Origin of the sequence: Arthrobacter sp. 8AJ, assembly GCF_902506025.1 — a bacterium.
In the GTDB taxonomy this organism is placed as follows: Bacteria; Actinomycetota; Actinomycetes; order Actinomycetales; family Micrococcaceae; genus Arthrobacter.
This window is the reverse complement of sequence record NZ_LR733289.1, coordinates 3,254,652-3,280,076: the sequence shown is the minus strand read 5'-3', so window position 1 is coordinate 3,280,076 and position 25,425 is coordinate 3,254,652. Positions and strand designations below refer to the sequence as shown.

25 protein-coding genes are annotated in these 25,425 nt (G+C 66.3%); 19 read left to right on the top strand and 6 right to left on the bottom strand.

Annotated elements, in window-relative coordinates; all coding sequences use genetic code 11:
• The first annotated feature begins 1 nt into the window (after position 1).
• The 9 genes from BACI349Y_RS15195 to BACI349Y_RS15155 all read left to right on the top strand — a co-directional run bounded on the left by BACI349Y_RS15195 (position 2) and on the right by BACI349Y_RS15155 (position 9,015).
• Positions 2-778: an SDR family NAD(P)-dependent oxidoreductase gene (locus tag BACI349Y_RS15195; RefSeq protein ID WP_159632834.1), complete on the top strand. Its 777-nt coding sequence runs from the start codon at positions 2-4 to the stop codon at positions 776-778.
• 120 nt (positions 779-898) lie between these two features.
• Positions 899-1,588, top strand: a complete 690-nt coding sequence (locus BACI349Y_RS15190; protein WP_159632833.1) for a GntR family transcriptional regulator — start codon at positions 899-901, stop codon at positions 1,586-1,588.
• Between the two features lie 130 nt (positions 1,589-1,718).
• Positions 1,719-2,717 (top strand): sugar phosphate isomerase/epimerase family protein, encoded by a 999-nt coding sequence (locus BACI349Y_RS15185; protein ID WP_159632832.1) that lies wholly within the window; start codon positions 1,719-1,721, stop codon positions 2,715-2,717.
• Positions 2,718-2,760: 43 nt separating this feature from the next.
• Entirely contained in the window at positions 2,761-4,482 is a 1,722-nt protein-coding gene (locus BACI349Y_RS15180; RefSeq protein ID WP_159632831.1) for a dihydroxyacetone kinase family protein, read from the top strand.
• Positions 4,483-4,494: 12 nt separating this feature from the next.
• A complete protein-coding gene (locus BACI349Y_RS15175) occupies positions 4,495-4,989 on the top strand; it encodes a ribose-5-phosphate isomerase (protein WP_159632830.1) in 495 nt (164 codons plus the stop codon).
• Positions 4,986-5,939 carry a 3-hydroxyacyl-CoA dehydrogenase family protein gene (locus BACI349Y_RS15170; RefSeq protein ID WP_159632829.1) on the top strand — a complete coding sequence of 318 codons (954 nt, stop codon included), beginning with the start codon at positions 4,986-4,988 and terminating at the stop codon, positions 5,937-5,939. The genes BACI349Y_RS15175 and BACI349Y_RS15170 overlap by 4 nt, the downstream gene beginning before the upstream one ends.
• A gap of 31 nt (positions 5,940-5,970) precedes the next feature.
• A complete protein-coding gene (locus BACI349Y_RS15165) occupies positions 5,971-6,738 on the top strand; it encodes an SDR family NAD(P)-dependent oxidoreductase (RefSeq protein ID WP_159632828.1) in 768 nt (255 codons plus the stop codon).
• 83 nt (positions 6,739-6,821) lie between these two features.
• On the top strand, positions 6,822-8,168 hold the full coding sequence (locus tag BACI349Y_RS15160; protein ID WP_159632827.1) for an MFS transporter: 1,347 nt from the start codon (positions 6,822-6,824) through the stop codon (positions 8,166-8,168).
• 28 nt (positions 8,169-8,196) lie between these two features.
• Complete coding sequence (locus BACI349Y_RS15155; protein WP_159632826.1) at positions 8,197-9,015, top strand: triose-phosphate isomerase family protein; 819 nt, start codon at positions 8,197-8,199, stop codon at positions 9,013-9,015.
• Here the strand turns inward: BACI349Y_RS15155 and BACI349Y_RS15150 are convergent.
• Together BACI349Y_RS15150 and BACI349Y_RS15145 are read right to left on the bottom strand one after the other, a co-directional pair.
• Complete coding sequence (locus tag BACI349Y_RS15150) at positions 8,973-9,455, bottom strand: SRPBCC family protein (RefSeq protein WP_159632825.1); 483 nt, start codon at positions 9,453-9,455, stop codon at positions 8,973-8,975. The genes BACI349Y_RS15155 and BACI349Y_RS15150 overlap by 43 nt on opposite strands.
• Positions 9,452-9,814 (bottom strand): ArsR/SmtB family transcription factor, encoded by a 363-nt coding sequence (locus BACI349Y_RS15145; RefSeq protein ID WP_159635747.1) that lies wholly within the window; start codon positions 9,812-9,814, stop codon positions 9,452-9,454. Before BACI349Y_RS15145 ends, BACI349Y_RS15150 begins: the two co-directional genes overlap by 4 nt.
• Before the next feature lie 149 nt (positions 9,815-9,963).
• Here BACI349Y_RS15145 and BACI349Y_RS15140 point away from each other — a divergent pair, with 149 nt between their 5' ends.
• From BACI349Y_RS15140 to BACI349Y_RS15100, 9 genes are all read left to right on the top strand, one after another.
• Complete coding sequence (locus tag BACI349Y_RS15140) at positions 9,964-10,368, top strand: tautomerase family protein (protein WP_159632824.1); 405 nt, start codon at positions 9,964-9,966, stop codon at positions 10,366-10,368.
• A gap of 189 nt (positions 10,369-10,557) precedes the next feature.
• Entirely contained in the window at positions 10,558-11,574 is a 1,017-nt protein-coding gene (gene iolC, locus BACI349Y_RS15135) for a 5-dehydro-2-deoxygluconokinase (RefSeq protein ID WP_159632823.1), read from the top strand.
• The gene (locus BACI349Y_RS15130) at positions 11,571-12,509 is read left to right on the top strand and encodes a Cgl0159 family (beta/alpha)8-fold protein (protein WP_159632822.1); all 939 of its coding nucleotides are present in this window, start codon (positions 11,571-11,573) and stop codon (positions 12,507-12,509) included. Before iolC ends, BACI349Y_RS15130 begins: the two co-directional genes overlap by 4 nt.
• A gap of 29 nt (positions 12,510-12,538) precedes the next feature.
• Positions 12,539-14,497, top strand: coding sequence for a 3D-(3,5/4)-trihydroxycyclohexane-1,2-dione acylhydrolase (decyclizing) (iolD, locus tag BACI349Y_RS15125; protein WP_159632821.1), 1,959 nt, complete (start codon positions 12,539-12,541; stop codon positions 14,495-14,497).
• A 32-nt stretch (positions 14,498-14,529) separates the two neighbouring features.
• On the top strand, positions 14,530-16,044 hold the full coding sequence (locus BACI349Y_RS15120) for a CoA-acylating methylmalonate-semialdehyde dehydrogenase (protein ID WP_159632820.1): 1,515 nt from the start codon (positions 14,530-14,532) through the stop codon (positions 16,042-16,044).
• Between the two features lie 138 nt (positions 16,045-16,182).
• A complete protein-coding gene (locus tag BACI349Y_RS15115; protein WP_159632819.1) occupies positions 16,183-17,094 on the top strand; it encodes a sugar phosphate isomerase/epimerase family protein in 912 nt (303 codons plus the stop codon).
• A 32-nt stretch (positions 17,095-17,126) separates the two neighbouring features.
• The gene (locus BACI349Y_RS15110; RefSeq protein ID WP_159632818.1) at positions 17,127-18,140 is read left to right on the top strand and encodes a Gfo/Idh/MocA family protein; all 1,014 of its coding nucleotides are present in this window, start codon (positions 17,127-17,129) and stop codon (positions 18,138-18,140) included.
• 77 nt (positions 18,141-18,217) lie between these two features.
• On the top strand, positions 18,218-19,093 hold the full coding sequence (locus BACI349Y_RS15105; protein WP_159632817.1) for a sugar phosphate isomerase/epimerase family protein: 876 nt from the start codon (positions 18,218-18,220) through the stop codon (positions 19,091-19,093).
• Entirely contained in the window at positions 19,090-20,529 is a 1,440-nt protein-coding gene (locus BACI349Y_RS15100; RefSeq protein ID WP_159632816.1) for a sugar porter family MFS transporter, read from the top strand. The genes BACI349Y_RS15105 and BACI349Y_RS15100 overlap by 4 nt, the downstream gene beginning before the upstream one ends.
• Before the next feature lie 70 nt (positions 20,530-20,599).
• On the opposite strand, the gene BACI349Y_RS15095 is transcribed toward BACI349Y_RS15100, so the two are convergent.
• Positions 20,600-21,049: a MarR family winged helix-turn-helix transcriptional regulator gene (locus BACI349Y_RS15095; protein ID WP_159635744.1), complete on the bottom strand. Its 450-nt coding sequence runs from the start codon at positions 21,047-21,049 to the stop codon at positions 20,600-20,602.
• 164 nt (positions 21,050-21,213) lie between these two features.
• Here BACI349Y_RS15095 and BACI349Y_RS15090 point away from each other — a divergent pair, with 164 nt between their 5' ends.
• Positions 21,214-22,422, top strand: coding sequence for an MFS transporter (locus BACI349Y_RS15090; protein ID WP_159632815.1), 1,209 nt, complete (start codon positions 21,214-21,216; stop codon positions 22,420-22,422).
• Here BACI349Y_RS15090 and BACI349Y_RS15085 read toward each other — a convergent pair.
• The 3 genes from BACI349Y_RS15085 to BACI349Y_RS15075 are packed head-to-tail and all read right to left on the bottom strand — an operon-like array spanning position 22,419 to position 25,127.
• Positions 22,419-23,435 (bottom strand): LacI family DNA-binding transcriptional regulator, encoded by a 1,017-nt coding sequence (locus BACI349Y_RS15085; RefSeq protein WP_159632814.1) that lies wholly within the window; start codon positions 23,433-23,435, stop codon positions 22,419-22,421. The two genes, BACI349Y_RS15090 and BACI349Y_RS15085, sit on opposite strands and share 4 nt — an antisense overlap.
• A 41-nt stretch (positions 23,436-23,476) precedes the next feature.
• Entirely contained in the window at positions 23,477-24,370 is an 894-nt protein-coding gene (gene iolB / locus BACI349Y_RS15080) for a 5-deoxy-glucuronate isomerase (RefSeq protein ID WP_159632813.1), read from the bottom strand.
• 16 nt (positions 24,371-24,386) lie between these two features.
• The gene (locus BACI349Y_RS15075) at positions 24,387-25,127 is read right to left on the bottom strand and encodes a GntR family transcriptional regulator (protein WP_159632812.1); all 741 of its coding nucleotides are present in this window, start codon (positions 25,125-25,127) and stop codon (positions 24,387-24,389) included.
• Positions 25,128-25,425 lie beyond the last annotated feature (298 nt).

The following is a 25,425-nucleotide window of genomic DNA, read 5'->3' as shown; positions in this document are numbered from 1 at the left end:
AATGACTACAGAGCACGAATTCCCCACAGAACGTACCGCGGTCCTGACCGGGGCGGCATCCGCCCGGGGCATTGGCCGCGCAACCGCAGACCGGCTGGCCAGCCAGGGCTGGTCCATCGCCATCCTGGACATCAACGCCGAAGACGCCAAGGCGGCCGCGGCGGAAATTGGCTCCAGCCGGGCCGTCAAGGCCATCGGCGTGGGTGCCGACGTCTCGGACGAGGCGTCGGTGGACCGTGCCATCACGGAAATCGAGCAGTCCCTCCCGCCCATCGTGGGACTGGTCAACCTGGCCGGAATCAGTTCCCCCACTCCCTTCATGGAAACCACCGTGGCGGAATGGGACAAGGTCTTCGCAATCAACATGCGTGGCACCTTCGTGGTGTCCCAGCGCGTGCTCAAGGGAATGATTGAGCGGGAGCTGGGTCGGATCGTCAGCATCTCCTCCATCTCCGCCCAGCGTGGCGGTGGAACCTACTCCAAGGTTGCCTACAGTGCCTCCAAGGCCGGCATCCTCGGGTTCACCCGCGCCCTGGCACGTGAAGTCGGTGAGCACAACGTCACGGTGAACGCCATCGCACCGGGCCCGATCGACACGGACATCATGGGCGGAACGCTGAGCGATGAGCGCAAGGCCCAGATGTCCGAGGGGATCATGATGGGCCGGGTGGGAACCCGGGAGGAAGTGGCTGCCCTGATCGGGTTCCTCCTCAGCGAGGATGCCGGCTACATCACGGCCGCGACCTATGACATCAATGGCGGCCTGCAGGTTTCCTGACGCCCCTGCTTTCCCGGCGCTCCCGGAGCACGGTGCCGCACGGCCCAGCGGCCGCACGGTACCGTGCCCGGGGCGCGTCATCCGCAACGTCCCGCCCTGCAGCGGCTATAGGATTTCTACATGGCAACCAAGAACCAGGCCACCGGCGGGGTGAGCAGGCAGGTCCTCGCGGACCACGTCTATGAGGCGCTTTTGGTTGCCCTCATGGACGGCCGGCTGGAAGCAGGCACCCCGGTCAGTATTGACGGGATGGCCAGGGAACTGGACGTCTCACCAACGCCCGTGCGGGAGGCGCTTGCCCGGCTGGAAGCCACCGGCATGGTTCGAAGGATGGCCCTGCGCGGCTACCGGGTAGCCCCGCTGTTCTCTCCGGAAGAGCTGGCGGATCTGATGGACGCCCGGCTGGTGATCGAACCGGCGAACGCCTTCATGGCCTGCAAGCACGCGGACCAGGAGCTGACCGGGCAGCTCCAGCAGGCCATAGAGGACCTCAAGGCCGCGCCTCGCGGCCCGTCGTTCGCCGAGTTCCGCGCGTACTGGGAAGCGGATGAACGGTTCCACCGGCTCATCGCCGAATCGGCGGACAACCAGTTCCTGCTGTCCGCCTACAACGCCCTGGGCGGCCAAGTGCAGCGATTCCGCTTCTTCGGCGGCCTGGGCGTAACGGACGCGGACTACGCCATCGCGGAACATACCGGGATCCTCAAGGCCTTTGAAGCCGGCGACTCCGAACTCGCCCGGCAAAAAATGATCGACCACATCGAGGGCGTCAAGCAGCGCTCGCAGCACGACAGCGAAGTGCGCAGCTAGCAGCACGCCCAGGGGCCGGCAGGCCCCTCATCCCCGACTCCACCCCGGGGAGTCCACCAAAAGAACCCTTGACAGGATCCATTACCAGCGTAGATCCTATAGGAAATGCGATTCATGATCTGGAGTGACAATGCCGTACACCGCTGAAAACTGGCCCATCGCCGCCGCCCTGCTGCAGTTCCCCGGAACCCGGCCGGACGGAACCGCTGTCCAGGACGCCCCTGCCGGCGACTGGCAGCAGGTCTTCGAAGAAGTAGCCGATGCCGGTTTCACCAATGCCGACCTCACCGACAGCTGGGTCCGCCCCGGCGACCTTTCCAGCGCCCGCCTGGACGAACTGAAGGCCGCCGCCACGGCCGCCGGCCTTGGACTTCCCTCCATTTCCGCCATCCGCCGCAGCGTGATCGAGGAAGGCAACTGGGAAGACAACCTGGCCTACACCCACCGCACCCTCGAAGCCGCAGCACAGCTTGGCTGCGAGGTTGTCTCGATCGGGCTCCACCAGGCCATCACCCCCGAGCAGCGGAAGCAGCTGTGGTTTTGGACCGTCGAGGGCCACAAGGACCCGGTGGGTGACAAGGAAAGCTGGAACAACGCCGTCACCCGCATCCGCGAAGTGGGCAAGCACGCCGCCGAACTTGGCCTCCTGGTGTCCCTGGAAATGTACGAGGACACCTACCTGGGCACCGGCGATTCCTCCGTGCAGCTGGTCCAGGACATCGACCTGCCCAACGTGGGGCTGAACCCGGACCTGGGCAACCTGATCCGGCTGCACCGCCCCATCGAGGACTGGCGCGAACTGGTGCACAAGACCCTGCCGTACTCCAACTACTGGCACGTCAAGAACTACATCCGCGATGAAAACCAGGCCCGGAACCAGTATGTCGCCATGCCGGCACCCATGGAATCAGGCCTTATCAGCTACCGCGAGGCCTTCCAGTTCGCCATCTCCGTCGGCTTCCAGGGCGTCATCTGCACGGAGCACTACGGTGGCGACGGCCTGAGCGTCACCGCCGCCAACCAGGACTACCTGCGCCGCCAGGTCCTCCCCAAGCGCGACGGCTATGCCCTGGGCACCAGCCTGGTGGCCCAGGGCCGGCAAACTCCGGCGGCAGTCCCCGCACGCTAGCCGGCAGGCACCCCAACCGAGACAACCGGTTCAACGAGGAATCATGACAAAGATTTTTGACGATCCAGCGCAGTTCGCAGACGACGCCCTCGACGGCTTCGTGGCCGCCAACCGCCAGTATGTTGCGCGCGTTGACGGCGGCGTTGTCCGCTCCACCGAATCACCCGCCGGCCAGGTGGCACTGGTCATCGGCGGGGGCTCCGGCCACTATCCGGCCTTCGCCGGCCTGGTGGGGGCCGGGCTGGCGGCAGGGAGCGCCTGCGGCAACATGTTTGCCTCCCCCTCCGCGGGGCAGGTGTACCGCGTGGCCAAGGCATCCCAGGCCGGCGGGGGAGTCCTGCTCAGCTACGGAAACTACGCCGGCGACGTCCTCCACTTCGGCCAGGCCCAGGACAAACTGAACGCCGAAGGCATCGAAACCCGGACCGTCCTGGTCACCGATGACATCGCCAGCGCTCCGCTGGAGGAAATCGCCAAGCGCCGCGGCATCGCCGGGGACCTGACAGTCTTCAAGGTGGCCGGCGCGGCAGCGGACGCCGGCCTGGACCTGGACGAGGTGGAGCGCCTCGCCATCAAGGCCAACCACCGCACCCGCTCGCTCGGCGTTGCCTTTGCCGGCTGCACCCTGCCCGGAGCAGCCGAACCTCTGTTCACCGTGCCCGACGGCATGATGTCCGTGGGGCTCGGCATCCACGGTGAACCCGGCATCTCCGAGCAGCCCCTGCCCACCGCCAGCGAACTTGCCCGGCTCCTGGTGGACGGGCTGCTCAAGGACAAACCGGACGCCGCGGGCACCAGGGTGGTGCCGATCCTGAACGGCCTGGGAACGGTCAAGTATGACGAACTTTTCCTGCTGTTCGGCAAGATCGAGGCGCTGCTGACCGGGGCCGGACTGGAGATCGTGGAACCGGAGTGCGGCGAACTGGTAACCAGCCTGGACATGTCCGGACTGTCCCTGACGCTGTTCTGGCTGGACGCGGAACTGGAGAAATTCTGGGCCGCGCCGGCTGACACCCCCGCCTTCCGCAAAGGCAACCTGGCCCCGCGCCGTGCCCGGTCCGTCGAATCCCTCGCCGAGGCGGCAACGGCGCCGGCGCTCGCCGCCACCCCGGCGTCGACAGCCCTGGCCGCCACGGCGGTGGGCGCGCTGAAGGAAGCTCGGTCCGTCGTCGTCGAACATGAGGACGCGCTTGGGAAACTGGACGCCATCGCCGGGGACGGCGACCACGGCATCGGCATGCGCCGCGGCGTTGATGCCGCCGTCGCTGCCGCCGAGAAGTCCCACGCGGCCGGCGCGGGACTCGAGGAACTCCTCACCGCAGCGGGGGAGCAGTGGGCCGAACGCGCCGGCGGAACCTCCGGGGCCCTCTGGGGCGCTGCCGTCACCGCCGTCGGCAGGACCCTTGGCAGCAAGGACTCCTACACGGCGGCGGACGCGGCCGCCGCCGTCAACGCCCTCCGCGACGCCATCATCACCCTGGGCAAGGCCGAAGCCGGGGACAAGACCATGGTGGACGCGCTGCTTCCGTTTGCCGAGACCTTCAACCGGGCAATAGACGACGGCGGCAGCTTGGCCGGGAGCCTCCGTGCAGCTGCGGAGGCGGCAGCAAAAGCCGCTGACGAAACCGCCGGGCTCAGCCCGAAGAAGGGCCGTGCCCGCCCCCTGGCCGAAAAGAGCCTGGGCCACCCCGACCCCGGGGCTGTGTCCTTCGGCCTCATCGCCCGCAGGGTGGCCGATTACGCCGCCACCATCGAAAGCCACTAAAGGAGAACCCTTATGACTGAGCAATCCCAGCCAGGCTGGCGCATCGTCGTCGGCAATGACGAAGCCGGCGTCGAATACAAGAACGCCCTGCGCGAACTGCTGGAGGCGGACCCCCGCGTCGCCTCGGTGGAGGACATGGGAGTCGGCGCCGACGACACCACCGCCTACCCCCACCTGGCCGTCGCCGCCGCCCGCAAAGTGGCCGCCGGCGAAGCGGACCGCGCCCTCCTGATCTGCGGAACCGGCCTGGGGGTCGCCATCTCCGCCAACAAGGTGCCGGGCATCCGGGCCGTCACCGCGCACGACAGCTACTCCGTGGAACGCTCCGTGCTGTCCAACAACGCCCAGGTCCTGACCATGGGCCAGCGCGTCATCGGCCTGGAACTGGCCAAGAAGCTGGTGGGCGAGTGGCTCAACTACCGCTTCGATGAAAACTCCGCATCCGCGGCCAAAGTAGACGCCATCTGCTCCTATGAGGGCGCGTCGGAAGGACTTGAAACCACATGAGCACCCGTAACATCGCCGTCGTCGGCTCCGGCTACATGGGCGGCGGAATCGCCCAGGTCCTGGCACTTGCCGGAGCCCGCGTGGCCCTGGCGGACGTCTCCGCCGAAATCGCCCAAAGCAATTACGAGCGGCTGCTGAAGGAATCTGACGAGTTTGTGGCAGCAGGGCTCTTCCCGGCCAACGCCACGGACCTGCTCAAGGAAAACCTCTGGGCAGCCAAGGACATAGAAGAAGCCGTAGCGGACGCCGAATACATCGAGGAGGCCGTGCCTGAAGTCCTCGAAATCAAGCACGCCACCCTGGGCCGAATCAGCGCCGCCGCCCGGCCGGACGCCATCATCGGCTCCAACACCTCCACCATCTCCATCGCCAAGCTCGCCGAAGTGGTGGACAACCCGGAGCGCTTCCTGGGCGTCCACTTCTCCAACCCGGCACCCTTCATCCCCGGCGTGGAAGTCATCCCGCACGAGGGGACCTCCGAGGCAACCGTCCAGGCCGCCCGCACCATCGTGGGGGAGACCGGCAAGGAAACCGCCACCGTCAAGGACGTCACCGGCTTCGTGCTGAACCGGCTCCAGTACGCCCTCTTCCACGAAGCCGCGCAGGTGGTGGAGGAAGGCATCGCCACCGCCGAGGACGTGGACACCCTGGTCCGCACCACCTTCGGCTTCCGCCTGCCGTTCTTCGGCCCCTTCGCCATCGCCGACATGGCAGGCCTGGACGTGTACGCCTTCTGCTACAAGTCACTGCAGACCGGCTTCCCGGAGCGGTTCGCCACCCCGCAGATCCTCCAGGAAAAGGTCGACGCCGGCCAGCTGGGCACCAAGACCGGCTCCGGCTTCCTTGATGTCCCGGCAGAGCGCACCGCCGCCCTGGTTGCCTACCGGAACAAGGCCTACGTCGCCATGCAAAAGCTCATCGAGGACCTGGGCCCGGCCCCGCTGTCCTAGCCCTGCTTTCCTCAACCAGAAGGAACATTCCATGACAGTTTTCCCCGCAGAGCGCACGGTGATCGTCACCGGCGCAGTCTCTGAACGCGGCATCGGCCGCGCCACCGCGGACTACCTCGCCGAGCGCGGCTGGAACATCGGCGTGATCGACCTCGACGACGCCGCCAGCAAGGACCTGGCCAGGGAACTGGCCGAAAAGCACGGCGTCAAAGCCCACGGCGCCGGCGCCAACATCGGCGACGAAGCTTCGGTGCGTGCCGCCATCGACGAGATCGAAGCCGAGCTTCCCCAACTGGTGGCACTGGCAAACATCGCGGGCGTCAGCTCCCCGGTTCCCTACCTGGAGCTGGACAGCGCCGAATGGGACCGCGTCGTGAACATCAACATGAACGGCGTCCACTACGCCACCCGCCGCGCGGCCGAATCGATGGCCAGGAACCGGGTGGGACGGATCGTCAACATCTCCTCCGTCTCCGCGCAGCGCGGCGGCGGAACCTTCAGCAAGACTCCGTACTCCGTGGCGAAGGCCGGCGTCATCGGCCTGACCCGCGCCACCGCCCGCGAACTGGGCGAGTACGACATCACGGTCAATGCCATCTCACCCGGTCCGATCGACACCGACATCATGGGCGGCACCCTCAGCGAGGAACGCAAGGATGAACTCGTGAAGGACCTGGTGGTGAACCGGGTAGGCACCACCCGCGACATCGCGGCGGCCATTTCCTTCCTCATCGGTGAGGACGCCGGCTACATCTCCGGCCAGACGCTGAACGTCGACGGCGGCCTGTACATGCACTGACGGCATCCGCCCCGGATGCCACAAGCCCCGCAGGCCGCCGGCCTGCGGGGAACCACCAACGTCACCACTCGAAGGAGAGTGTTGTGTCAGAAACCACCGCAACATCCAAGGAACTCCTGGCCCGTCCGGTCCTGAAGTCCGCGATTTCCAAGGCGGCCCGCCGGCTCATGCCGATGCTGGTCATCCTCTACGTCGTTTCGTTCCTGGACCGCACCAACGTCGGCTTCGCCGAGGCGGCACTGGGCGCGGACAAGGGGGTGTCCGCCGCGGCCTTCGCCCTGGGCGCCGGTATCTTCTTCATTGGCTACGCCATCTTCGAGATCCCCAGCAACCTGCTGCTCAAGAAGGTCGGTGCCAAGATCTGGCTGGCGCGCATCGCCATCACCTGGGGCATCGTCTCCGCGTGCTTCGCGTTCGTGCAGGGCGAGACCTCGTTCGTGATCCTGCGTTTCCTCCTGGGCGTCACCGAGGCCGGGCTGTTCCCCGGCGTCATCATGTACCTCGCCGAATGGTTCCCCAACAAGGTGCGCGTCCAGATGTTCGCCATCTTCTACCTGGCCCAGCCGTTCTCCCAGATGATCGGCAACCCGCTGTCCGGCTGGCTGATCAACATTGGCGACCAGGTGCCGGGCCTGCGCGGCTGGCAGGTCATGTTCTTCGTCGAAGGCATGCTCGCCGTCCTGGCAGGCATTGCGGCGTTCTTCTTCCTGATCAACGGACCGGAGAAGGCCAAGTTCCTCAGCCGCGAGGAAAAGTACGCGCTGAAGGAGGTCATGGCACTTGAGGACAACATCAAGGACGAGCACGGCCCCCGCGGCATCCTCGCCGCCATGCGCAACGGCCGCGTCTGGTACTTCACGGTCATCTACTTCTGCCTGCAGATCGCCGTCTACGGTGTGACGTTCTTCCTGCCGCAGCAGGTGTCCTCCCTGACCGGGCAGAAGGTGGGACTCGCCGTCGGCCTCCTCATCGCCGTCCCGTGGTTCTTCGGCATCTTTGCCTGCTACTTCATCGGCAAGGCGGCCAACACCGTGGCCAAGCGACGCAAATTCGGCACCATCCTGTTCATCTCCACCGGCCTGTGCATCTTCGGCTCGGCCTGGGCGGGAACCAACCACCAGCCGGTCCTGGGCATGATCTTCATAACCCTGGCAGTCTGCAGCTTCCTGGCCGTCGGCCCCGTGGTGTGGTCCTATCCCACTGCGTTCCTCGCCGGTTCCGCTGCCGCGGCAGGCATTGGGCTGATCAACTCGCTGGGCAACCTGGGCGGCTTCGTGGCACCCATCCTGCGGACCGCAGTCAACGAAGCCACGCAATCACCAACGGGGTCCATGGGCGTCTATGCCCTGGGTGTCCTGCCGTTCGTGGCGGCAGCGATGATGTTCGCCACCAGGCGGTTCAAGAACAAGGCCGACGACCTGCTCGACTGAGCACACCACCACCCACGCAAGGAAAACGATGAGCACCTCCGGCAGCAGCACAGGCAAGGGCCCCCTCTACATCGGTGTCAGCACCAAGATGTACTTGGGCTACCAGGCAAGCCTGCGCTGGCTGTCGGAGGTGCGTTCCATCGTTGATGACAGACCCGGACTGGGCATGGATTCCGCCAAGGAGTCTCCGGTCCGGGTCTTCGCCATCCCGTCCTTCCCTGTCCTGGAGCCCGCCGCGCGGATCCTGGCAGGTTCGCCCGTACTCCTCGGCGCACAGAACTGCGCCTGGGGCGACGGGCCGCTGACCGGTGAAGTCAGCCCCGGCATGCTGGCCGAACTCGGCGTCTCACTCGTCGAGATCGGCCATGCCGAACGCCGCCGGCTGTTTGGCGAGGACGACGCCGTGGTGGCACGCAAGGTGCGTGCCGCCGTCGGCCATTCCCTCACCCCGCTGCTCTGCATCGGCGAGCCGGACAGGCTCGACGCCGGAGCTGCCGCCGCCTTTTGCGTCCAGCAGGTCCGTGCCGCCACGGACGGCGACCCGGCCCTGCTGAACCGCCTGGTCCTGGCCTACGAACCGGTCTGGGCCATCGGTGCGCAGGAGCCCGCCCCACCGCGTCACGTCAACGCCGTCCTGGCGCAGATCCGCGCAGCCCTTGGCCCTGCCTGCCCGCTGATCTACGGCGGCAGCGCCGGGCCCGGGCTGCTTCCCCGGCTGCCGGCCGCGGACGGACTCTTCCTGGGCCGCTTCGCCCACGATGCCGCCAACCTTGGCCGCGTGCTGGACGAAGCCCTCCTCCTGCGTCAGACCGACGCGCCCGCCAACAGTTCGTCCAGCCGCTCATAGCCTTCGGACATGCCGCCCTCCATGCCTGAGTGCAGCATGCCGTCCCGCGCCTCCATGCTCTGGTACATGGCGTGGCCCCGCAGCCTGCACCGGCCGCCGTCGAGCTCCTCAAATGTCATGGACTCCAGGCTGACCGAGTCCGGATAGCCGCCAAACTCGAAGGTCTGCAGGGCGAACTCGTTCTCGCGCACCGTGTGGAAGATGCCACGGAACTCGTACGGCACCCCCTCCGGACCCGTGTGAATGTACCGGTAGCTCCCGCCGGTACGGAAGTCGTAGTGGTCCATTTCCATCTTCATGCCCCGCGGACCCAGCCATTGGGCCACCAGTTCCGGGTCCTTATGGGCCCGGAACACGTCCGCCACCGGAAAGTCGAACTCCCGCTCGAAGTCGATGTAGGGGAGTCCCTCGGGGGCCGTGATCTTCAGTTGGTTGGTCATTTCCTGTCCTTTGCCTTAGGCGCCGTGTGCCCGGCGCTGGATTCAAGCACCGCATCGAGGCTGCGGAACTGCCCTTCCCGGACCAGCCTGTACTGGTCGATCCAGGCAGTGAGCGCCTCCAGCCGTGCGGGGTTCAGGTGGACGGGCCTGCGCTGGGCGTCCCTGCTGCGGGTGACCAGATTCGCCTGCTCGAGTACCTGGATGTGCTTCGAGACTGCCTGCTTGGAAATCTCGAACGGCTCGGCCAGCTCGTTAACGGTGGCCGGGCCACGGCTTAGCCGGGCAATGATGCGTCGACGGACGGGGTCGGCCAGGGCAAGGAAAGCCACGTCCAAAGCCGCGTCGTCATCCGCCACCATTCCCGCCGTTCTTTTAATCAACCTAGAGCTTCATCAACGTTTTGGTTGATTAATAATACGCCCGCTCCGTTTGGCGGCGCAAGGGGGTCTTGTGGTGCCAAAATCAGATTTGTTAGTATGTCAGTACAAACTACTAAAGGAGAAGCTTCATGCCACTGGTTCGCATTGACGTCAACGAAGGCCGCACCGCCGATGAGCTGCAGCAGCTGAGCCGCGGCATCCACGATGCCATCCTTGCGGAGTACGGCATCCCGGAGCGGGACTACTTCCACATCCTCACCGAACACCCGCAGGGCCAGATCTTCGCCCAGGACGCCGGCCTGGGCTTCGAGCGCACCGGGGGAGTGGTGATGATCCAGATCTTTACCCAGGGTGGCCGGTCCCAGGAGGCCAAGCAGCGGCTCTTTGCCGCGGTGGCTGAAAAGCTTGCGGAAGTAGGGGTCGCCGGCGAGGACGTCTTCATTGGCTATGTCGAAAACACTGCCGGCGACTGGTCCTTCGGGTTTGGCCGTGCCCAGTACATGACCGGCGAGTTGGCCGTTCCCCGGAAGTAGTGCCGGCGTTCCCATCCGCGGCGGGATGGGGCGATCCAACGCTTGTTGTAAGTATGTCAGTACAAACCTTTGACAGGACATTCGATCTAGGGCAAAGTAGTTCCTGTGGCCCACGCCACGGCCTGCCAGTCCCGGAACTCCTGCTCCTCAAAGGATCCGAGTTCCACACCAGAAAGGTCCACGATTCCCGTGACCCACGAGCTTCTTACGATCGGGCGCATCAGCGTTGATATTTACCCGAACGACATCGGGGTTGGCCTGGAGGACGTCAACTCCTTCGGCAAATACCTTGGCGGTTCGCCGTCCAACGTCGCCGTTGCCGCTGCCCGGCACGGCCGCCGGACCGGCGTCATCACCCGCACCGGGGACGATGCGTTCGGCACCTACCTCCACCGGGAACTGCACAAGTTCAACGTCGACGACACCTTCGTTGCGCCGGTCGCCGGCCTGCAGACACCGGTGACATTTTGCGCGATCAAGCCCGCCACGGACGAGTTCCCGCTGTACTTCTACGGCCGTTTCCCCACCGCTCCGGACCTGCAGATCAAGGCTGAAGAACTGGACCTGGAGGCCATCCGCGGGGCCGGTATCTTCTGGTCCACCGTGACCGGCCTGTGCCAGGAGCCTTCCCGGTCCGCGCACATCGCCGCGCACCAGGCCCGTCCCCGCACCGAACTGGCCGAAGGGCAGTTCACCGTCCTGGACCTGGACTACCGTCCCATGTTCTGGGCGTCCGAAGAGGAAGCCCGCGCAGAGGTGGCCAGGGTCCTCCCGCACGTCACCGTCGCGATCGGCAATGACAAGGAATGCGCCGTCGCCGTAGGGGAGGGAACCCCTGACGAGCAGGCGGACCGGCTGCTGGCCGCAGGCGTGGAAATCGCCGTCGTCAAGCTTGGTGCCGAAGGCGTGATGGCCAAGACACGCACCGAGCGCGTGGTCTCCGCCCCCGTCCCGGTTGAAACCCTTAACGGCCTCGGCGCCGGCGATTCGTTCGGTGGCGCGTTCTGCCACGGGCTGCTGTCCGGCTGGCCGCTGGAGCAGGTCCTGGACTACGCCAACGCCGCCGGCGCCATTGTGGCCTCCCGCCTGTCCTGCGCCGATGCGATGCCGACACCGGACGAGGTCACCTCGCTGCTGGCCGAACGCGGACGTACTGTGCCGGGTACGGTCTCCGGCGCTTCCATTCCCGAAGGAGCAGCACTGTGACCCTCACCCCCCTTGCCTCGAACCACGCAGTGGATGATGATCCCCGCCGCTACGAGCACCTGAGCACCATCCGCCTCGAAGACCCGGACGCCGTGGCCCGTGCCGCGAAGGCACGCCGCCGCCACCCCGGCGTAAAGGCCGGCCGCCAGAACTTCATCGTCGCCGCCGACCACCCCGCCCGCGGCGCCCTGGCTGTCGGCAGCGATCCGGTGGCCATGGCGGACCGCCGGCAGCTGCTGGACCGGCTGCAGATCGCCCTGGCCAACCCGGCCGTGGACGGTGTCCTGGCCTCCCCGGACATCATGGACGACCTGCTCCTGCTGGGCGCCCTGGACGGGAAGCTGGTGTTCGGATCGATGAACCGCGGCGGGCTGTCCGGCCTGGTCAACGAGTTCGATGACCGGTTCACCGGCCACACCGCCGCCGCTTTGGCGGCCCTGGGTGCGGACGGCGGCAAGATGCTGACCCGTATCTGCCTGGGCGACCCGGACACCGTGGTGACCCTGGAAGCGACCGCCAAGGCCATCGACTCGCTGGCGGAGCGGAAGCTGATCGCCATGGTGGAGCCGTTCCTGTCGGTCCGCGAGAACGGCCGGGTCCACAACGACCTGTCTCCCAACGCCGTCATCAAGTCCATCGCCATCGCCGAGGGCCTGGGATCCACCAGCGCCTACACCTGGATGAAGCTTCCCGTGGTGGCGGAGATGGAACGCGTCATGGCCGCCACCACCATGCCCACCGTCCTGCTGGGCGGTGACCCGGACGGGTCCCAGGACGAGGTCTTCGCCACCTGGGGTGCCGCGCTGGCCCTCCCCGGTGTCCAGGGCCTGACGGTGGGCCGGACGCTGCTCTACCCCGCAGACGGGGACGTCGCCGGCGCCGTTGCCGCGGCAGCCTCGCTCCTGCACCACACCACAGAACTTCCGGAGAACTAGCCATGGGCACACCAACAGGAACGCGCAGAATGACGGTGGCGCAGGCCGTCGTCGAATACCTTTCACGGCAGTACACCCTGGACACGGTGGGCGGCGTTGACTACCGTGAGCGGCTCATCCCGGGCACGTTCGGGATCTTCGGGCACGGCAACGTGGCCGGCGTGGGCCAAGCCCTGAAGCAGTACCAGCAGCAGGACCCCACCCTGATGCCGTACTACCAGGGACGCAATGAACAGGCCCAGGTCCACCAGGCCGTGGGCTACGCCCGGCACACCCGCCGCCGACAGACCTACGCCATCAGCACCTCCATCGGCCCGGGTTCCTCCAACCTGCTCACCGGTGCCGCGCTGGCCACCACCAACCGGCTCCCGGTGCTGCTGCTGCCGTCCGACACGTTCGCCACCCGCGCTGCCGACCCCGTGCTTCAGCAGCTCGAACAGCCCTACGCCTACGACCTCACGGTCAACGACGCGTTCCGGCCGCTGTCCAAGTTCTTTGACCGGGTCACCCGGCCCGAGCAGTTGTTCTCCGCGTTCCACCACGGCCTGCGCGTCCTGACCGACCCGGCCGAGACGGGCGCGGTGACCATCTCGCTGCCGCAGGACGTCCAGGCCGAAGCCTTCGATGTTCCCGAAGAGTTCCTGGCAGAGCGGGAGTGGCGGATCCGCCGCCCCGAGGCCGACGACGACGACATCGCCCGTGCCGCAGCAGCCATCCGCGCAGCGAAGCGTCCGCTGATCATTGCCGGCGGGGGCGTCCTCTACGCCTTCGCCAACGATGAACTGGCCAGGTTCGCCGAGCTGACCGGCATCCCGGTGGGCAACACCCAGGCCGGCGTCGGGGTCCTGCCCTGGGACCACCAGTACTCCCTGGGCGCGATTGGCTCCACCGGCACAACGGCGGCCAACGCCATCGCCGCCGAAGCGGACCTGATCATCGGCATCGGCACCCGCTACGAGGACTTCACTACCGCGTCCCGGACCGCGTTCCAGAACCCGGACGTGCGCTTCGTGAACATCAACGTCGCCCCCATCGACGCGTACAAGCACGGCACCACGCTGCCGATCGTCGCCGACGCCCGCAAGGCCCTGGTCAAGCTCAACGCCGCCCTGGGCGGCTACCGGGTCGGGGCGGACCTGGAACAGAAGATCGCCGCGGAGAAGAAGCGCTGGAACGCCACGGTGGACGAAGCCTTCGACACCCGCTACACCCCGCTTCCGGCCCAGAACGAGATCATCGGCGCCACCAACCGGGCCATGGACGCCCGCGACGTGGTCATCTGCGCCGCCGGGTCCCTGCCCGGTGACCTGCACAAGATGTGGCGGGTCCGGGACCCGTTCGGCTACCACGTCGAATATGCCTACTCCTGCATGGGCTACGAGATCCCCGGCGGCTTGGGCGTCAAGCGTGCAGCAATCGCCGAAGCGGCCGGCACGACGGCGGCAGGCGGCGTTGGTGGGGAAGCGGCCCAGGTGCGGGACGTCGTCGTGATGGTGGGGGACGGCTCCTACCTGATGATGCACACCGAACTGGTCACCGCCGTCGCCGAACGCATCAAGCTGATCGTGGTCCTGATCCAGAACCACGGCTACGCCTCCATCGGCTCCTTGTCCGAATCCCTCGGTTCACAGCGGTTCGGCACCCAGTACCGGGCGCTGAACGAGGAACAGCACAGCTTCGACGAGGGCGAGACCCTGCCGGTGGACCTGGCCCTGAACGCCGAGTCCCTCGGCGTGAAGGTCATCCGGATCGAACCGGGGGAAAAGGTCATCGCCGAACTCGAACAGGCCATCCGGGATGCGAAGGCCGCCCCCGAGAACAGTGGCCCGATCCTGATCCACGTCGAATCCGACCCCCTCCTGGACGCACCGTCCTCCGAATCCTGGTGGGACGTCCCTGTCTCCCAGGTCTCCGAACTGGACTCCACCAAACAGGCCTTCCAGACCTACGTCGACCACAAGTCACGCCAGCGCAAACTGCTCGGCTAACCACGCTTTTTCACTACTCAAGGAAGAGTCCCATGACTGCCACCACCACCGAAACAACGGTCATCAACCACTTCATCAACGGCGCCGAGACCGCCGGCGAAGGCGACCGCACCACGAACGTGTACAACCCGGCCACCGGCGCCGTGACCGGCGAACTGCGCTTGGCCAACCGCGCTGACCTGGACACCGCCGTCGCCGCCGCCCGCAAGGCCGCCGACACCTGGGGTGACATTTCACTGGCTAAGCGCACCGCGGTGCTGTTCAAGTTCCGCGAACTCGTCGCCGCCCACGTGGACGAACTCGCCCAGCTGGTCACCGCCGAGCACGGCAAGGTCCTCTCCGACGCCAAGGGCGAGATCGGCCGCGGCCTGGAAGTGGTCGAGTACGCCTGCGGGATCCCCACCCTGCTCAAGGGCGACTACTCCGACCAGGTCTCCACCGGCATCGACGTCTTCTCCTTCCGCGAACCCCTCGGCGTGGTCGCCGGCATCACGCCGTTCAACTTCCCCGTGATGGTGCCGCTGTGGATGGCCCCGATGGCCATCGCCACCGGCAACGCCTTCATCCTCAAGCCCTCCGAACGCGACCCCTCCGCCTCGCTGCTGCTGGCCAAGCTGTGGAAGGAAGCCGGGCTGCCGGACGGTGTGTTCCAGGTCCTGCACGGCGACAAGGAAACTGTTGACGGGCTGCTGACCCACCCGGACGTGGACGGCATTAGTTTTGTTGGGTCCACCCCGATCGCGCAGTACGTTCACGAAACCGCCACCAAGCACGGCAAGCGCGTCCAGGCCCTGGGCGGTGCGAAGAACCACGCGATCATCCTGCCCGACGCCGACCTGGACAACGCCGCCGACCACCTCGCGGCCGCCGCGTTCGGCTCCGCCGGGGAACGCTGCATGGCCATCTCCGTCGCGGTCGCCGTCGGAGACGCCGCCGATGCCCTGGTCGCCAAGGTCCAGGAACGCGCCGAAGCCGTCAAGGTCAACAACGGCACCGAACCCGGCGCCGAAATGGGCCCGGTCATCACCCCCGCCTCCAAGGAACGCATCGTCAAGATCGTCACCGAAGCTGAAACCGCGGGCGCCGCCATGGTGGTGGACGGCCGCGACCTAGTGGTCCCCGGCCACGAAAACGGCTTCTGGGTTGGCCCCACCGTCCTGGACCACGTCAAAACCGAAATGAGCGCCTACCGGGAGGAAATCTTCGGACCCGTCCTGGTGGTGGTCCGCGTCGACACCCTTGAGGACGGCATCACGCTGATCAACGCCAACCCCTACGGCAACGGCACCGCCATCTTCACCTCCTCCGGCGCGGCCGCCCGCAAGTTCCAGCGCTCCGTGACGGTGGGCATGATCGGCATCAACGTCCCCCTCCCGGTGCCGGTGGCCTACCACTCCTTCGGCGGCTGGAAAGCCTCCCTCTTTGGCGATAAGCACATCTACGGACCCGAAGGCGTCAGCTTCTACACCCGCGGCAAGGTAGTCACTTCCCGCTGGCCCGAAACCCACCACGCCTCCGGCGCCTCCTACAACTTCCCCTCCAACTAGTCCCCACCGCCGCCCTCGCCTCGCAAGCTCGGCCAGGGAACCCTGGCGGCGTGGGCCCTACCCGTCGATTGCTCCGTAATTGTCGTTTTGAGCGTCCAAAACGACAATTACGGAGCAGCCGATGCAAAGGAAAAGACAATGACTGAGAACAAGCTGATCATCGGCACGGCGCCGGACTCCTGGGGCGTCTGGTTCGCGGACGATCCCAAGCAGACCCCATGGGAACGCTTCCTCGACGAGGTGGCCGAGTCCGGCTACAAGTGGATCGAACTGGGCCCGTACGGCTACCTGCCCACCGACCCCACCCGCCTGGCGGAAGAACTGAAGCAGCGCGACCTGCAGATCTCCGCCGGCACCGTCTTCACCGCCTTCCACCGCGGCCTGGACCAGTGGGAAACCGCCTGGGAACCGGCCCGCAAGGTTGCCGAGCTCACCGCGGCCATGGGCGGCGGCCACATCGTGGTCATCCCGGCCATGTGGCGGGACGACGTCACCGGCGAAGCCGTGGAGAGCGGCACGCTGAGTGAAAAGGCCTGGGACGACCTGTTCGCCGGCCACAACCGCCTGGGCAAGACCCTGCTGGAAGACTTCGGCCTGAAGCAGCAGTTCCACTCCCACGCCGACTCCCACGTTGGCGCGCAGACGGACATCGAAACGCTGCTGGCCGCCACCGATCCCCAGTACCTGAACCTCTGCCTGGACACCGGCCACGCCGAGTACTGCGGCGCCTCCAGCCTGGAACTGATCAAGAACTACCCGGACCGGATCGGCTACCTGCACCTGAAGCAGATCAACCCGGACATCCTCAGGAAGGTCAACGAGGAGAACATGACCTGGGCAGCTGCCAACCTGGCCGGCGTCATGACCGAACCGCCCAACGGACTCCCTGACCTGCGCGCGGTCATCGAAGCCGTGGAAGCGCTCAACCGGCCCATCTTCGGCATCGTGGAACAGGACATGTACCCCGTGGCCTTCGATGTACCGATGCCCATCGCCAAGCGCACCCGCAACTACCTGCTGTCCTGCGGTTCCCGCACTGCCGTCAGCTAACCCGCCCCACAGACACCACAAAGGACAGAACAATGACTGAAACCCTCCGCGTTGCCGTCATCGGCGCAGGCCGCATGGGCGCCGACCACATCCAGCGCATCAGCAAGCGCATCCACGGAGCCGAAGTTGCCGCCGTCGTGGACGTGGACCTTGCCCGCGCCCAGGCCGCTATTGAAGGCATCCCGGGCGCCGTGGCCCTGGCGGACGCTGACGAGGCCCTGAACAACGGCGACGTCAACGCCGTCCTGATCGCCACCCCCGGATTCCTGCACGAGGACATCCTGCTCAAGGCCCTCGCCAGGGACATCCCGATCCTCTGCGAAAAGCCGCTCACGCCCGACGCCGCATCGTCCTGGAAGATCGTCGAAGCCGAGGTGGCGCTGGGCCGCCAGCGGATCCAGGTGGGCTTCATGCGCCGCTTCGACGCCGAATACGCCACGCTGGGTTCGATCATCCGCAACCACGAACTCGGCGAGCTGCTGATGCTGCACCACCAGCACCGCAACCCGAGCACCCCTGAGGGCTTCACCAACGAGATGCTCATCAACGACTCGGTGGTCCACGAGTTCGACGCCATCCGCTTCTTCACCGGCGAGGAAATCACCAGCGTCCAGGTCCGCCTGGGCAAGGCCACCAAGAACGCGCCGTCCGGCCAGCACGACCCCCAGCACGTCTTGCTGGAGACCGAATCAGGCGTCCTGGCCGACGTCGAAATCTACGTCAACGCCAAGTTTGGCTATGAGGTGGCTACCCAGGCCTCCTTCGAAGACGGCATCGTCAGCATCGGCGGCGACAAGGGCCCCTACACCCGCAGCTCCGGCCGCTGGGGCGGCAACGTCACCCCCGGCTTCGAGGAGCGCTTCGGAGCGGCGTACGACGTCGAAATCCAGTCCTGGGTGGACGCGGCACTTAAGGGCGGAATCGGCGGCCCCTCCGCCTGGGACGGGTACGCCACCGCCGCCTGCTGCGAGGCAGGCGTCGAAGCGCAGAAGAACGGCGAAAAGGTCGCCGTGAAGCTGGCTCCGAAACCCGACCTTTACAAGTAACCAGGACCGGAAAGGGGGCGGAGCCATCCGTCCCCTTTCGTGTCTCCACCCTTCCTGATCCACAATGGAGTGTTTACGTGAAAATCGCACTTGACCCCACCCCGTTCCATCACTCGCACAGCCTGCTGGAGTTCCCCAAGGTGGTGGCCGACCTCGGCTACAAGTACATGCAGATGACCCCGCACGCGGACTTCATCCCGTTCTACAACCACCCCAAAGCGGACGACGAACTGGTGGGCCGGCTGGGCAAGGCCTGCAGGGACGCCGGGATTGAAATCGCCTCCATCCTCCCCGTGCTCCGCTGGTCCGGGCCCGACGAGGACGCCCGCGAAGCCGCCGTCCGCTACTGGAAGCGCGCCATCCAGATCGCCGTGGACCTGGGGGTCAGCACCATGAACACCGAGTTCAGCGGCCGGCCCGAGAAGGCGGAGGAGTCCGAGCGGGCGTTCTACCGGTCCATGGAGGAACTGCTGCCGATCATCGAGCGTGAAGGCATCGACCTGCTCATTGACCCGCACCCGGACGACTTCGTGGAGGAAGGCCTGGCCGCCATCCGCGTGATCCGGGGCGTGAACTCGAAGAACGTGGGCATGGTCTACGTGGCCTCGCACAGCTTCCACATGAAGAACTCTCCGCTGGACATCATGCGGGCCGCGGGGGACAAGCTGCGCCTGGTCCACGTGGCCGACACCATGGACCACCACGCCTCGCACGGACTGCGGTACATCACCAATCCGCCGGGCAACCCGGTCCGCGTCCACCAGCACCTGAAGATCGGTGACGGCGACGTCAATTGGGACGAATTCTTCGGCGGCCTGAAGGAAATCGGCTTCCTCGACCGGGAGGACACGGTGATGGTGTCCAGCGTCTTCGCTGAGGACGAGAACGCCGAAGAAGTGTCCCGGTACCAGCTGGAGACCATGAAGCAGTACGTCCAAAAGGTAAGCCTATGAGTTCGCCTGTTTCCGGAAAGGCAGCTGTCAAGCAGCCCGGCAACCATCAGCGGGCCCTGTGGACCGTCACCATCATCTCCACCTTCGGCGGCCTGCTGTTCGGCTACGACACCGGCGTGATCAACGGCGCCCTGCCGTACATGCAGGAGGACCTGGGCCTGACCCCGCTCACCGAAGGCCTGGTCACCTCATCCCTGCTGTTCGGCGCCGCCTTCGGCGCCCTGTTCGGCGGACGCCTGGCAGACCGCAACGGCCGTCGCAGAATGATCATGGTGCTGGCGGTCATCTTCCTCGCGGGCACCATCGGCTGCACGTTCTCGCCCAATACCGAGGTAATGATCGCCGCCCGGTTCGTCCTGGGACTCGCCGTGGGCGGGGCATCGGTGACGGTCCCCGTGTACCTGGCGGAGGTCTCGCCGAGCCACCGGCGCGGCCGGATCGTCACCCAGAACGAGCTCATGATCGTCACCGGGCAGCTGCTTGCGTTCATCTTCAACGCCTACCTGGGCAACTCCTTCGGTGAATCGCACGGCATCTGGCGCTGGATGCTGGTCATTGCCACCCTGCCGGCCATCGCGCTGTGGATCGGGATGAACTTCATGCCCGAGAGTCCCCGCTGGCTGGCTTCCATCGGCAGCTTCGGCGAGACGCTCAGCGTGCTGCAGCGGATCCGGTCGCAGGAGGAGGCCCGTAAGGAGTTCGAGGAAGTCAAGGCCATGGCCGTGGAGGACTACAAGTCCAAAATGGGTTCATGGAAGGACCTGGGCATCCCGTGGCTCCGCAGGATCTTCGTAGTGGGCCTGGGCCTCGCGGTGATCCAGCAAATCACGGGCGTGAACTCGATCATGTACTACGGCACCCAGATCCTCTCGCAGTCCGGTTTCGGCCGGGAAGCTGCCTTGACGGCCAACATCGCCAACGGGGTCATTTCGGTACTGGCCACGTTCGTGGGGATCTGGCTGCTGGGCAAGGTGGGGCGGCGCAGGATGCTGATCACCGGGCAGGTGGGAACCACCACGGCGCTGCTGCTGATCGGCTTCTTCTCGCTGATCCTGCCGGAAGGCTCCGCCCGGGGCTTCGTCATCCTGGCTTTGACCGTGACGTTCCTGGCGTTCCAGCAGGGTGCCATTTCCCCGGTGACGTGGCTGATGCTCTCGGAAATCTTCCCGCTGAAGATCCGCGGCCTGGGCATGGGGGCGTCCGCCTTCCTGCTGTGGATCGTGAACTTCCTGATCGGGTTCGGTTTCCCGCAGCTGCTGGCCGCCATCGGCATCTCCAACACGTTCTTCGTCTTCGCGGTCCTGGGTGTGGGGGCCATTGCCTTCGCCGCGAAATACGTTCCCGAGACCAAGGACAAGAGCCTTGAGGACCTGGAGCACTACTTCAAGAACGTTGCAGGCGGCAAAGCCGAGGTGTCCACCGCACAGGTTTCCTGACCGGACCAGCACGCCCGGTTCCCCACAGCAACGCCCCCATGAGGATCCTCGCGGGGGCGTTGCTGTTGTCCTAGGTGCGTGCGTGCAGCCGCGGCAGCGCATCCACCAGCGGTGCCAGTTCCGGAATGGCCAGGGCCGCGTCCAGGGCACGCTCCAGCGTGGCGTCGTGGACCGGCCGCGCTTCCGCGAGCAGGCTGCTTCCACTGGCGGTGAGCTCGGTGTAGATGCCGCGGCGGTCGTCGTCGCACAGAATCCTGGTCAGCAGGCCACGGTCCTCCAGGCGGTTGACCAGCCGGGTGGTGGCGCTGGGGCTCAGCGCCGTGGCGCGCGCCAGCTGCTGCATCCGCATGTGCCACCCGTCCTGCCGGCTGAGGGCATCCAGCACCGTGTACTCCACCACGGAGAGCTTCGACTCCGCCTGCAGGCTGCGTTCCAGTTCGTTTTCGATCAGCCCGTGCAGGGCTGCGAGGGTGCGCCAGCCCTGGGCACGGACCTCAACGGCGTCGTCCTTGATGCCCATGGTTGCTCCTTCGAAGATGGCGTAGGACGCCATCCGTTGCTCCGGTCATAGATAGTTGCTTGCGCGGCATATTTGCATGTGCAACAATAAATACCGCGTCTGCAACTATCTTAGGCGCCTTCCCGCCTCGGGAACAACCACGAACAGCTCAAAGGAGCATCCTCATGCCTGTTGGCCTGATAGCACTCGCCCTGGGCGGGTTTGGCATTGGACTCACGGAATTCGTGATCGCCGGCCTCCTTCCGCAGGTTGCCGCGGACTTTGCAGTCGGTGAAGCGTCCGCAGGCTGGTTCATCTCCGGCTACGCACTCTCCGTGGTGGTGGGAGCGCTGGGCCTGACCGCCGCCGTGACCCGCTTCCCGCGTAAACCCGTGCTGGCTGCCCTGCTGGTCCTGTTCATTGCCGGCAACCTGCTGTCCGCCACCGCGGACGGTTACTGGGCCATGATGCTGGGGCGCATCATCGCAGCCCTTTCGCATGGCGCCTTCTTTGGAATCGGGGCCGTGGTGGCGGCCGGTATGGTTCCGGCCAGCAAGAAGGCAGGGGCCATCGCGCTCATGTTCACGGGCCTGACGGCGGCCAATGTCCTGGGTGTTCCCTTCGGAACCCTGCTGGGCCAGGCGGCCGGCTGGCGCGCTACGTTCTGGGCCATCACCGTTATTGGCGTAGCCGCGCTCGCCGGCATCCTTGCACTCGTCCCCGCATCGGCCGGTGCATCGGACGAGGGAGGCAGCCTCCGTTCCGAACTCCGTGCCTTCCGCTCCGGGCAGGTATGGCTGTCCATCGTGGTGACCATCCTGGGCTTCGGCGGCATGTTCGGTGCGTTCACCTACATCGCCTACACCCTCACGGAGGTATCCGGATTCGCTGCCTCCACGGTACCGTGGCTGCTGGTCGTCTTCGGCGTGGGCCTCTTCGCGGGCAACACCCTGGGCGGTAAGGCCGCCGACCGCAACGTGGACCGGACGCTGCTCGTGGTGCTCGCCGCGCTGACCGTGGTTATGGTGGCCTTTGCCCTGACGGCCGCCAATCCTGTCCTGACGGTCATCTCCTTGGTCCTGATGGGCGGCTTCGGGTTCGCCACTGTCCCAGGCCTGCAGATGCGGGTCATGAAGTACGCCTCCGGTGCTCCCACCCTCGCCTCCGGCGCCAATATCGGTGCCTTCAATGTGGGTAACGCCCTGGGCGCCTGGCTGGGCGGCGTCACCATCACCGCCGGGTTCGGCTACACGTCGCCCATCTGGGCCGGCGCCCTCATCACCCTTGCGGGCGTTGCCGTCATGGCGTTCGCCGCGGCAGGCGCCAGGCGGAGCGAACAGCGCCGCGGTGGCCGCGGCACGGTCCAGGCCGCGGAGGAGCTGGTCAGCCGCTAGGCGGAGGGGTCGGACGAGCGGCGAACCATCAGGGCGGGTTCAAGCCTCCGGGTCACGGCTGGTCCGGCTGTCCCGGCAACCCGCTCCAGCATCGCCTGCGCCGCCAGCCGGCCCAACTGACCGGCGTGCTGGTCAATGGACGTCAGGCCAATCAGCGGCGAGGCGCCCACTTCGATGTTGTCGCAGCCAACGATCGCCATGTCGCCCGGGACGGACAGTCCCCGGGACGCCAGGGCCTCCATGATGCCAATGGCGGTGAGGTCATTGTGCGCAAAGACTGCCGTGGGAGGCGTGGCACCCGAATCGAGAAACTGCTCCATCACGGCCCGGCCGCCGCGTTCGGTCATGTCGCTGTGGACCAGCTGCGGCTCCAGTCCGAACTGCTTCATGGCGTGCAGGTAGCCCTCCCGCCTGGCCGTGTAGGGGAGCCAGTCAGAGATGTCCACGTGGGCAATCCGCCGGTGCCCCAGGTGGTACAGGTGCTCCACGGCGAGCGACCCGGAACGGAAGTCGTCGGTCAGGACGGAATCCACGCCGTCGGCCTCCAGCTCCCGGGTGATGACGACGGCGGGCGTCCCGCGCAGGGCCCCGGCCAGCTCCTCCGAGCTGCCGGTGTAGCCCGCCAGCAGCACGCCGTCCACGCGAAGGTCCACGAAGGAACGGACGGCCTCCAGTTCCGTTCCGGGATCGGCGGAGCCGACGGCGACCATCACCTGGTTGCCGCTGCCCGCCAGCCCGTCGGTGATGCCGTCATAGATATCGGCGAAGACGGAGTTGTGCAGGTCCAGGAACAGGACACCCAGCGTGTTGGTGCGGTGGCTCGCCAGGCGGCTGGCCAGCCTGTTGGGGGAGTAGCCCAGGGCGGCGGCGCTTTCCAGCACCGCCGTCCGCTTTGCGGGCGAAACCTTGGGTGAACCGCGCATCACCAGGGACACCAGGGCGCGGCTCACCCCGGCGTCGCGTGCCACGTCCTCCATGGTCACCGACCGCGGCGAAGGGGAAATCTGTTTCACAGAACTCCACTATGCCAGTCGCTGGCAGCCTGCCGGGGTGCCTACGCGCCGAACGGCAACCGGGGGTCGATGTTCTGGCTCTCCCACGTCTGCCGGACCCAGCCGTGGTGCGGGTCGTCGCTGATCAGCCACTCCCGTACCGGCCCGGGGCCGGCCATGACGTTGAGGTAGTAAAGGTCGTAGCCGGGTGCGGCCATGGCCGGGCCGTGCCAGCCATAGGGGACCAGGACAACATCCCCGGTCCGTACTTCGGCGGAAACGTCGATGGGGCGCTCGTCGGAGGCGTAGACGCGCTGGTAGCCGATGGCATCGGCGTCGGCAGGTGCGCCGGATCCAGCTCCCACCTGGGTTTCGAAATAGTAGATCTCCTCAAGGGAGGTCTCGCCGTCCTTCTCCTCGTCATGCTTGTGCGGAGGGTAGGAGGACCAGTTGCCGGCCGGGGTGAGGACCTCGCACACGATGAAGCGGTCGGCTTCCAGTGCGGCGGGGGTGCCGAAGTTGTGGACCTGGCGCGAGCAGTTGCCCGCCCCGCGCAGCTCCACCGGCGTTTCCGCCGCGGACACCAGGCGGGTGGGGTAGGACGCCTGGGCCGGCGCGGTGGCAACCGCCACCCTGCCGCCGTCGGCCGAGCTGATGCTGACGGCGCGGCCGGTGCCGGAGTACAGCACATCCGTCGGGCCGGCGAACACCGAGCGGCGCCCCGCCAACGGGTAGTCCGTGCCGTCCACGGTCACCGTGAAGGACCCGTTGAGGGGCACCACGATCCGTTCCTCATCCGCGGCGGGAAGTTCGACGGCGGCGCCCGCCGGCAGGGTGGCCACCTTCAGTCCGGTGTGCGCCCAGCCGTCCACGGCAAGGGAGGAATCGGAGGTTCCGATGGACACGTCCCAAGCGCCGTCGGCGGCGGTGCCCAGGGGATAGACCCAATTGGTCATGGAGTTGGCTCCTTGGTTAGCGCTGTACGAGTGTCATTTCAAAGCTGTAGGAATCGGCGCGGTACACGTGGTGGCCGGTTTCAACCCGGCGGCCGGTATCGTCCACGGCGGTGCGTTCCATGGTGACCAGCGCCGAGCCCGCCGGGGTGTCCAGCATGGATGCCTGGTAGTCATTGGCGGTCATGGCACCGATGCGCTGGGTGGCAAGCCGGAAGTTCACGCCGCCGCGGCGAAGGATCGAATAGAGGCCTTCAGCCTTGAGCATGGCCTCATCCATCTCCGCGATGTCATCACGCACCCAGTTCTCCATGAGGGCCAGGGGTTTGCCGCCCACCCTCCGCAGCCGGGTGAAGTGGTACACCTTCGAGCCCGCGGGAAGCTGCAGCGTGGTGATCGTGGCGTCGTCCGCCTCCAGATGCGAGAAGCTCAGCACCTCGGTGGTGGGCTTCTTGCCGTTGTTGGTCAGGTCGTCGTAGAGGCTGGAAAGTTCCAACGGCCGGCGGACCTGGCTGGACACCACCTGGGTTCCCACGCCCCGCTTGCGGACCAGCAGGCCGGACCGGACCAGTTCATCCATGGCCTTGCGCATGGTGGGCCGGGAGAGGTTGAGCTGGGCGGCAAGGTCGATCTCGTTGTCCAGCCTGCTGCCTGGCTCCAGCACCCCGCTGTAAATCGCCGCCTCAATGCCCTGGACCACTTGGTGGTACAGGGGCACGGGGGAGGAGCGGTCGATGTTGAGTCCCAGGTTGTTCGCCACGGTGCGTTCCCTTGTCTTCGGTGTCTGCGCCTCCCCCTCTTGGGAGGCTGCGCCAGCGGACACTTTGCCGCTATATGTTCGCTTGATAGGACATACTTTCTTCCTTGATCGTAGCAGGCGGGTCAGGTGGGTCAAGAGGGGTGTCGGCCAGGAAGAGGGAGGGACTGCGAAATTAAATTGTGCTGACATTAAGACTTTTTCTTGACTGGAACTATTAGAGCGCTCTAACGTTAGTGGCACGCATCACATTCCTGACCGGGTCCTCCGGTCCCCGAGAGAATTTGAGAGGCAACAATGC

Excerpts from the sequence above, each read along its gene's own strand:
- BACI349Y_RS15195 (WP_159632834.1), top strand. The coding sequence starts at position 2 with ATGACTACAGAGCACGAATTCCCCACAGAACGTACCGCGGTCCTGACC.
- BACI349Y_RS15190 (WP_159632833.1), top strand. The coding sequence starts at position 899 with ATGGCAACCAAGAACCAGGCCACCGGCGGGGTGAGCAGGCAGGTCCTC.
- BACI349Y_RS15185 (WP_159632832.1), top strand. The coding sequence starts at position 1,719 with ATGCCGTACACCGCTGAAAACTGGCCCATCGCCGCCGCCCTGCTGCAG.
- BACI349Y_RS15180 (WP_159632831.1), top strand. The coding sequence starts at position 2,761 with ATGACAAAGATTTTTGACGATCCAGCGCAGTTCGCAGACGACGCCCTC.
- BACI349Y_RS15175 (WP_159632830.1), top strand. The coding sequence starts at position 4,495 with ATGACTGAGCAATCCCAGCCAGGCTGGCGCATCGTCGTCGGCAATGAC.
- BACI349Y_RS15170 (WP_159632829.1), top strand. The coding sequence starts at position 4,986 with ATGAGCACCCGTAACATCGCCGTCGTCGGCTCCGGCTACATGGGCGGC.
- BACI349Y_RS15165 (WP_159632828.1), top strand. The coding sequence starts at position 5,971 with ATGACAGTTTTCCCCGCAGAGCGCACGGTGATCGTCACCGGCGCAGTC.
- BACI349Y_RS15155 (WP_159632826.1), top strand. The coding sequence starts at position 8,197 with ATGAGCACCTCCGGCAGCAGCACAGGCAAGGGCCCCCTCTACATCGGT.
- BACI349Y_RS15150 (WP_159632825.1), bottom strand. The coding sequence starts at position 9,455 with ATGACCAACCAACTGAAGATCACGGCCCCCGAGGGACTCCCCTACATC.
- BACI349Y_RS15145 (WP_159635747.1), bottom strand. The coding sequence starts at position 9,814 with ATGGTGGCGGATGACGACGCGGCTTTGGACGTGGCTTTCCTTGCCCTG.
- BACI349Y_RS15140 (WP_159632824.1), top strand. The coding sequence starts at position 9,964 with ATGCCACTGGTTCGCATTGACGTCAACGAAGGCCGCACCGCCGATGAG.
- iolD (WP_159632821.1), top strand. The coding sequence starts at position 12,539 with ATGACGGTGGCGCAGGCCGTCGTCGAATACCTTTCACGGCAGTACACC.
- BACI349Y_RS15120 (WP_159632820.1), top strand. The coding sequence starts at position 14,530 with ATGACTGCCACCACCACCGAAACAACGGTCATCAACCACTTCATCAAC.
- BACI349Y_RS15115 (WP_159632819.1), top strand. The coding sequence starts at position 16,183 with ATGACTGAGAACAAGCTGATCATCGGCACGGCGCCGGACTCCTGGGGC.
- BACI349Y_RS15110 (WP_159632818.1), top strand. The coding sequence starts at position 17,127 with ATGACTGAAACCCTCCGCGTTGCCGTCATCGGCGCAGGCCGCATGGGC.
- BACI349Y_RS15100 (WP_159632816.1), top strand. The coding sequence starts at position 19,090 with ATGAGTTCGCCTGTTTCCGGAAAGGCAGCTGTCAAGCAGCCCGGCAAC.
- BACI349Y_RS15095 (WP_159635744.1), bottom strand. The coding sequence starts at position 21,049 with ATGGGCATCAAGGACGACGCCGTTGAGGTCCGTGCCCAGGGCTGGCGC.
- BACI349Y_RS15090 (WP_159632815.1), top strand. The coding sequence starts at position 21,214 with ATGCCTGTTGGCCTGATAGCACTCGCCCTGGGCGGGTTTGGCATTGGA.
- iolB (WP_159632813.1), bottom strand. The coding sequence starts at position 24,370 with ATGACCAATTGGGTCTATCCCCTGGGCACCGCCGCCGACGGCGCTTGG.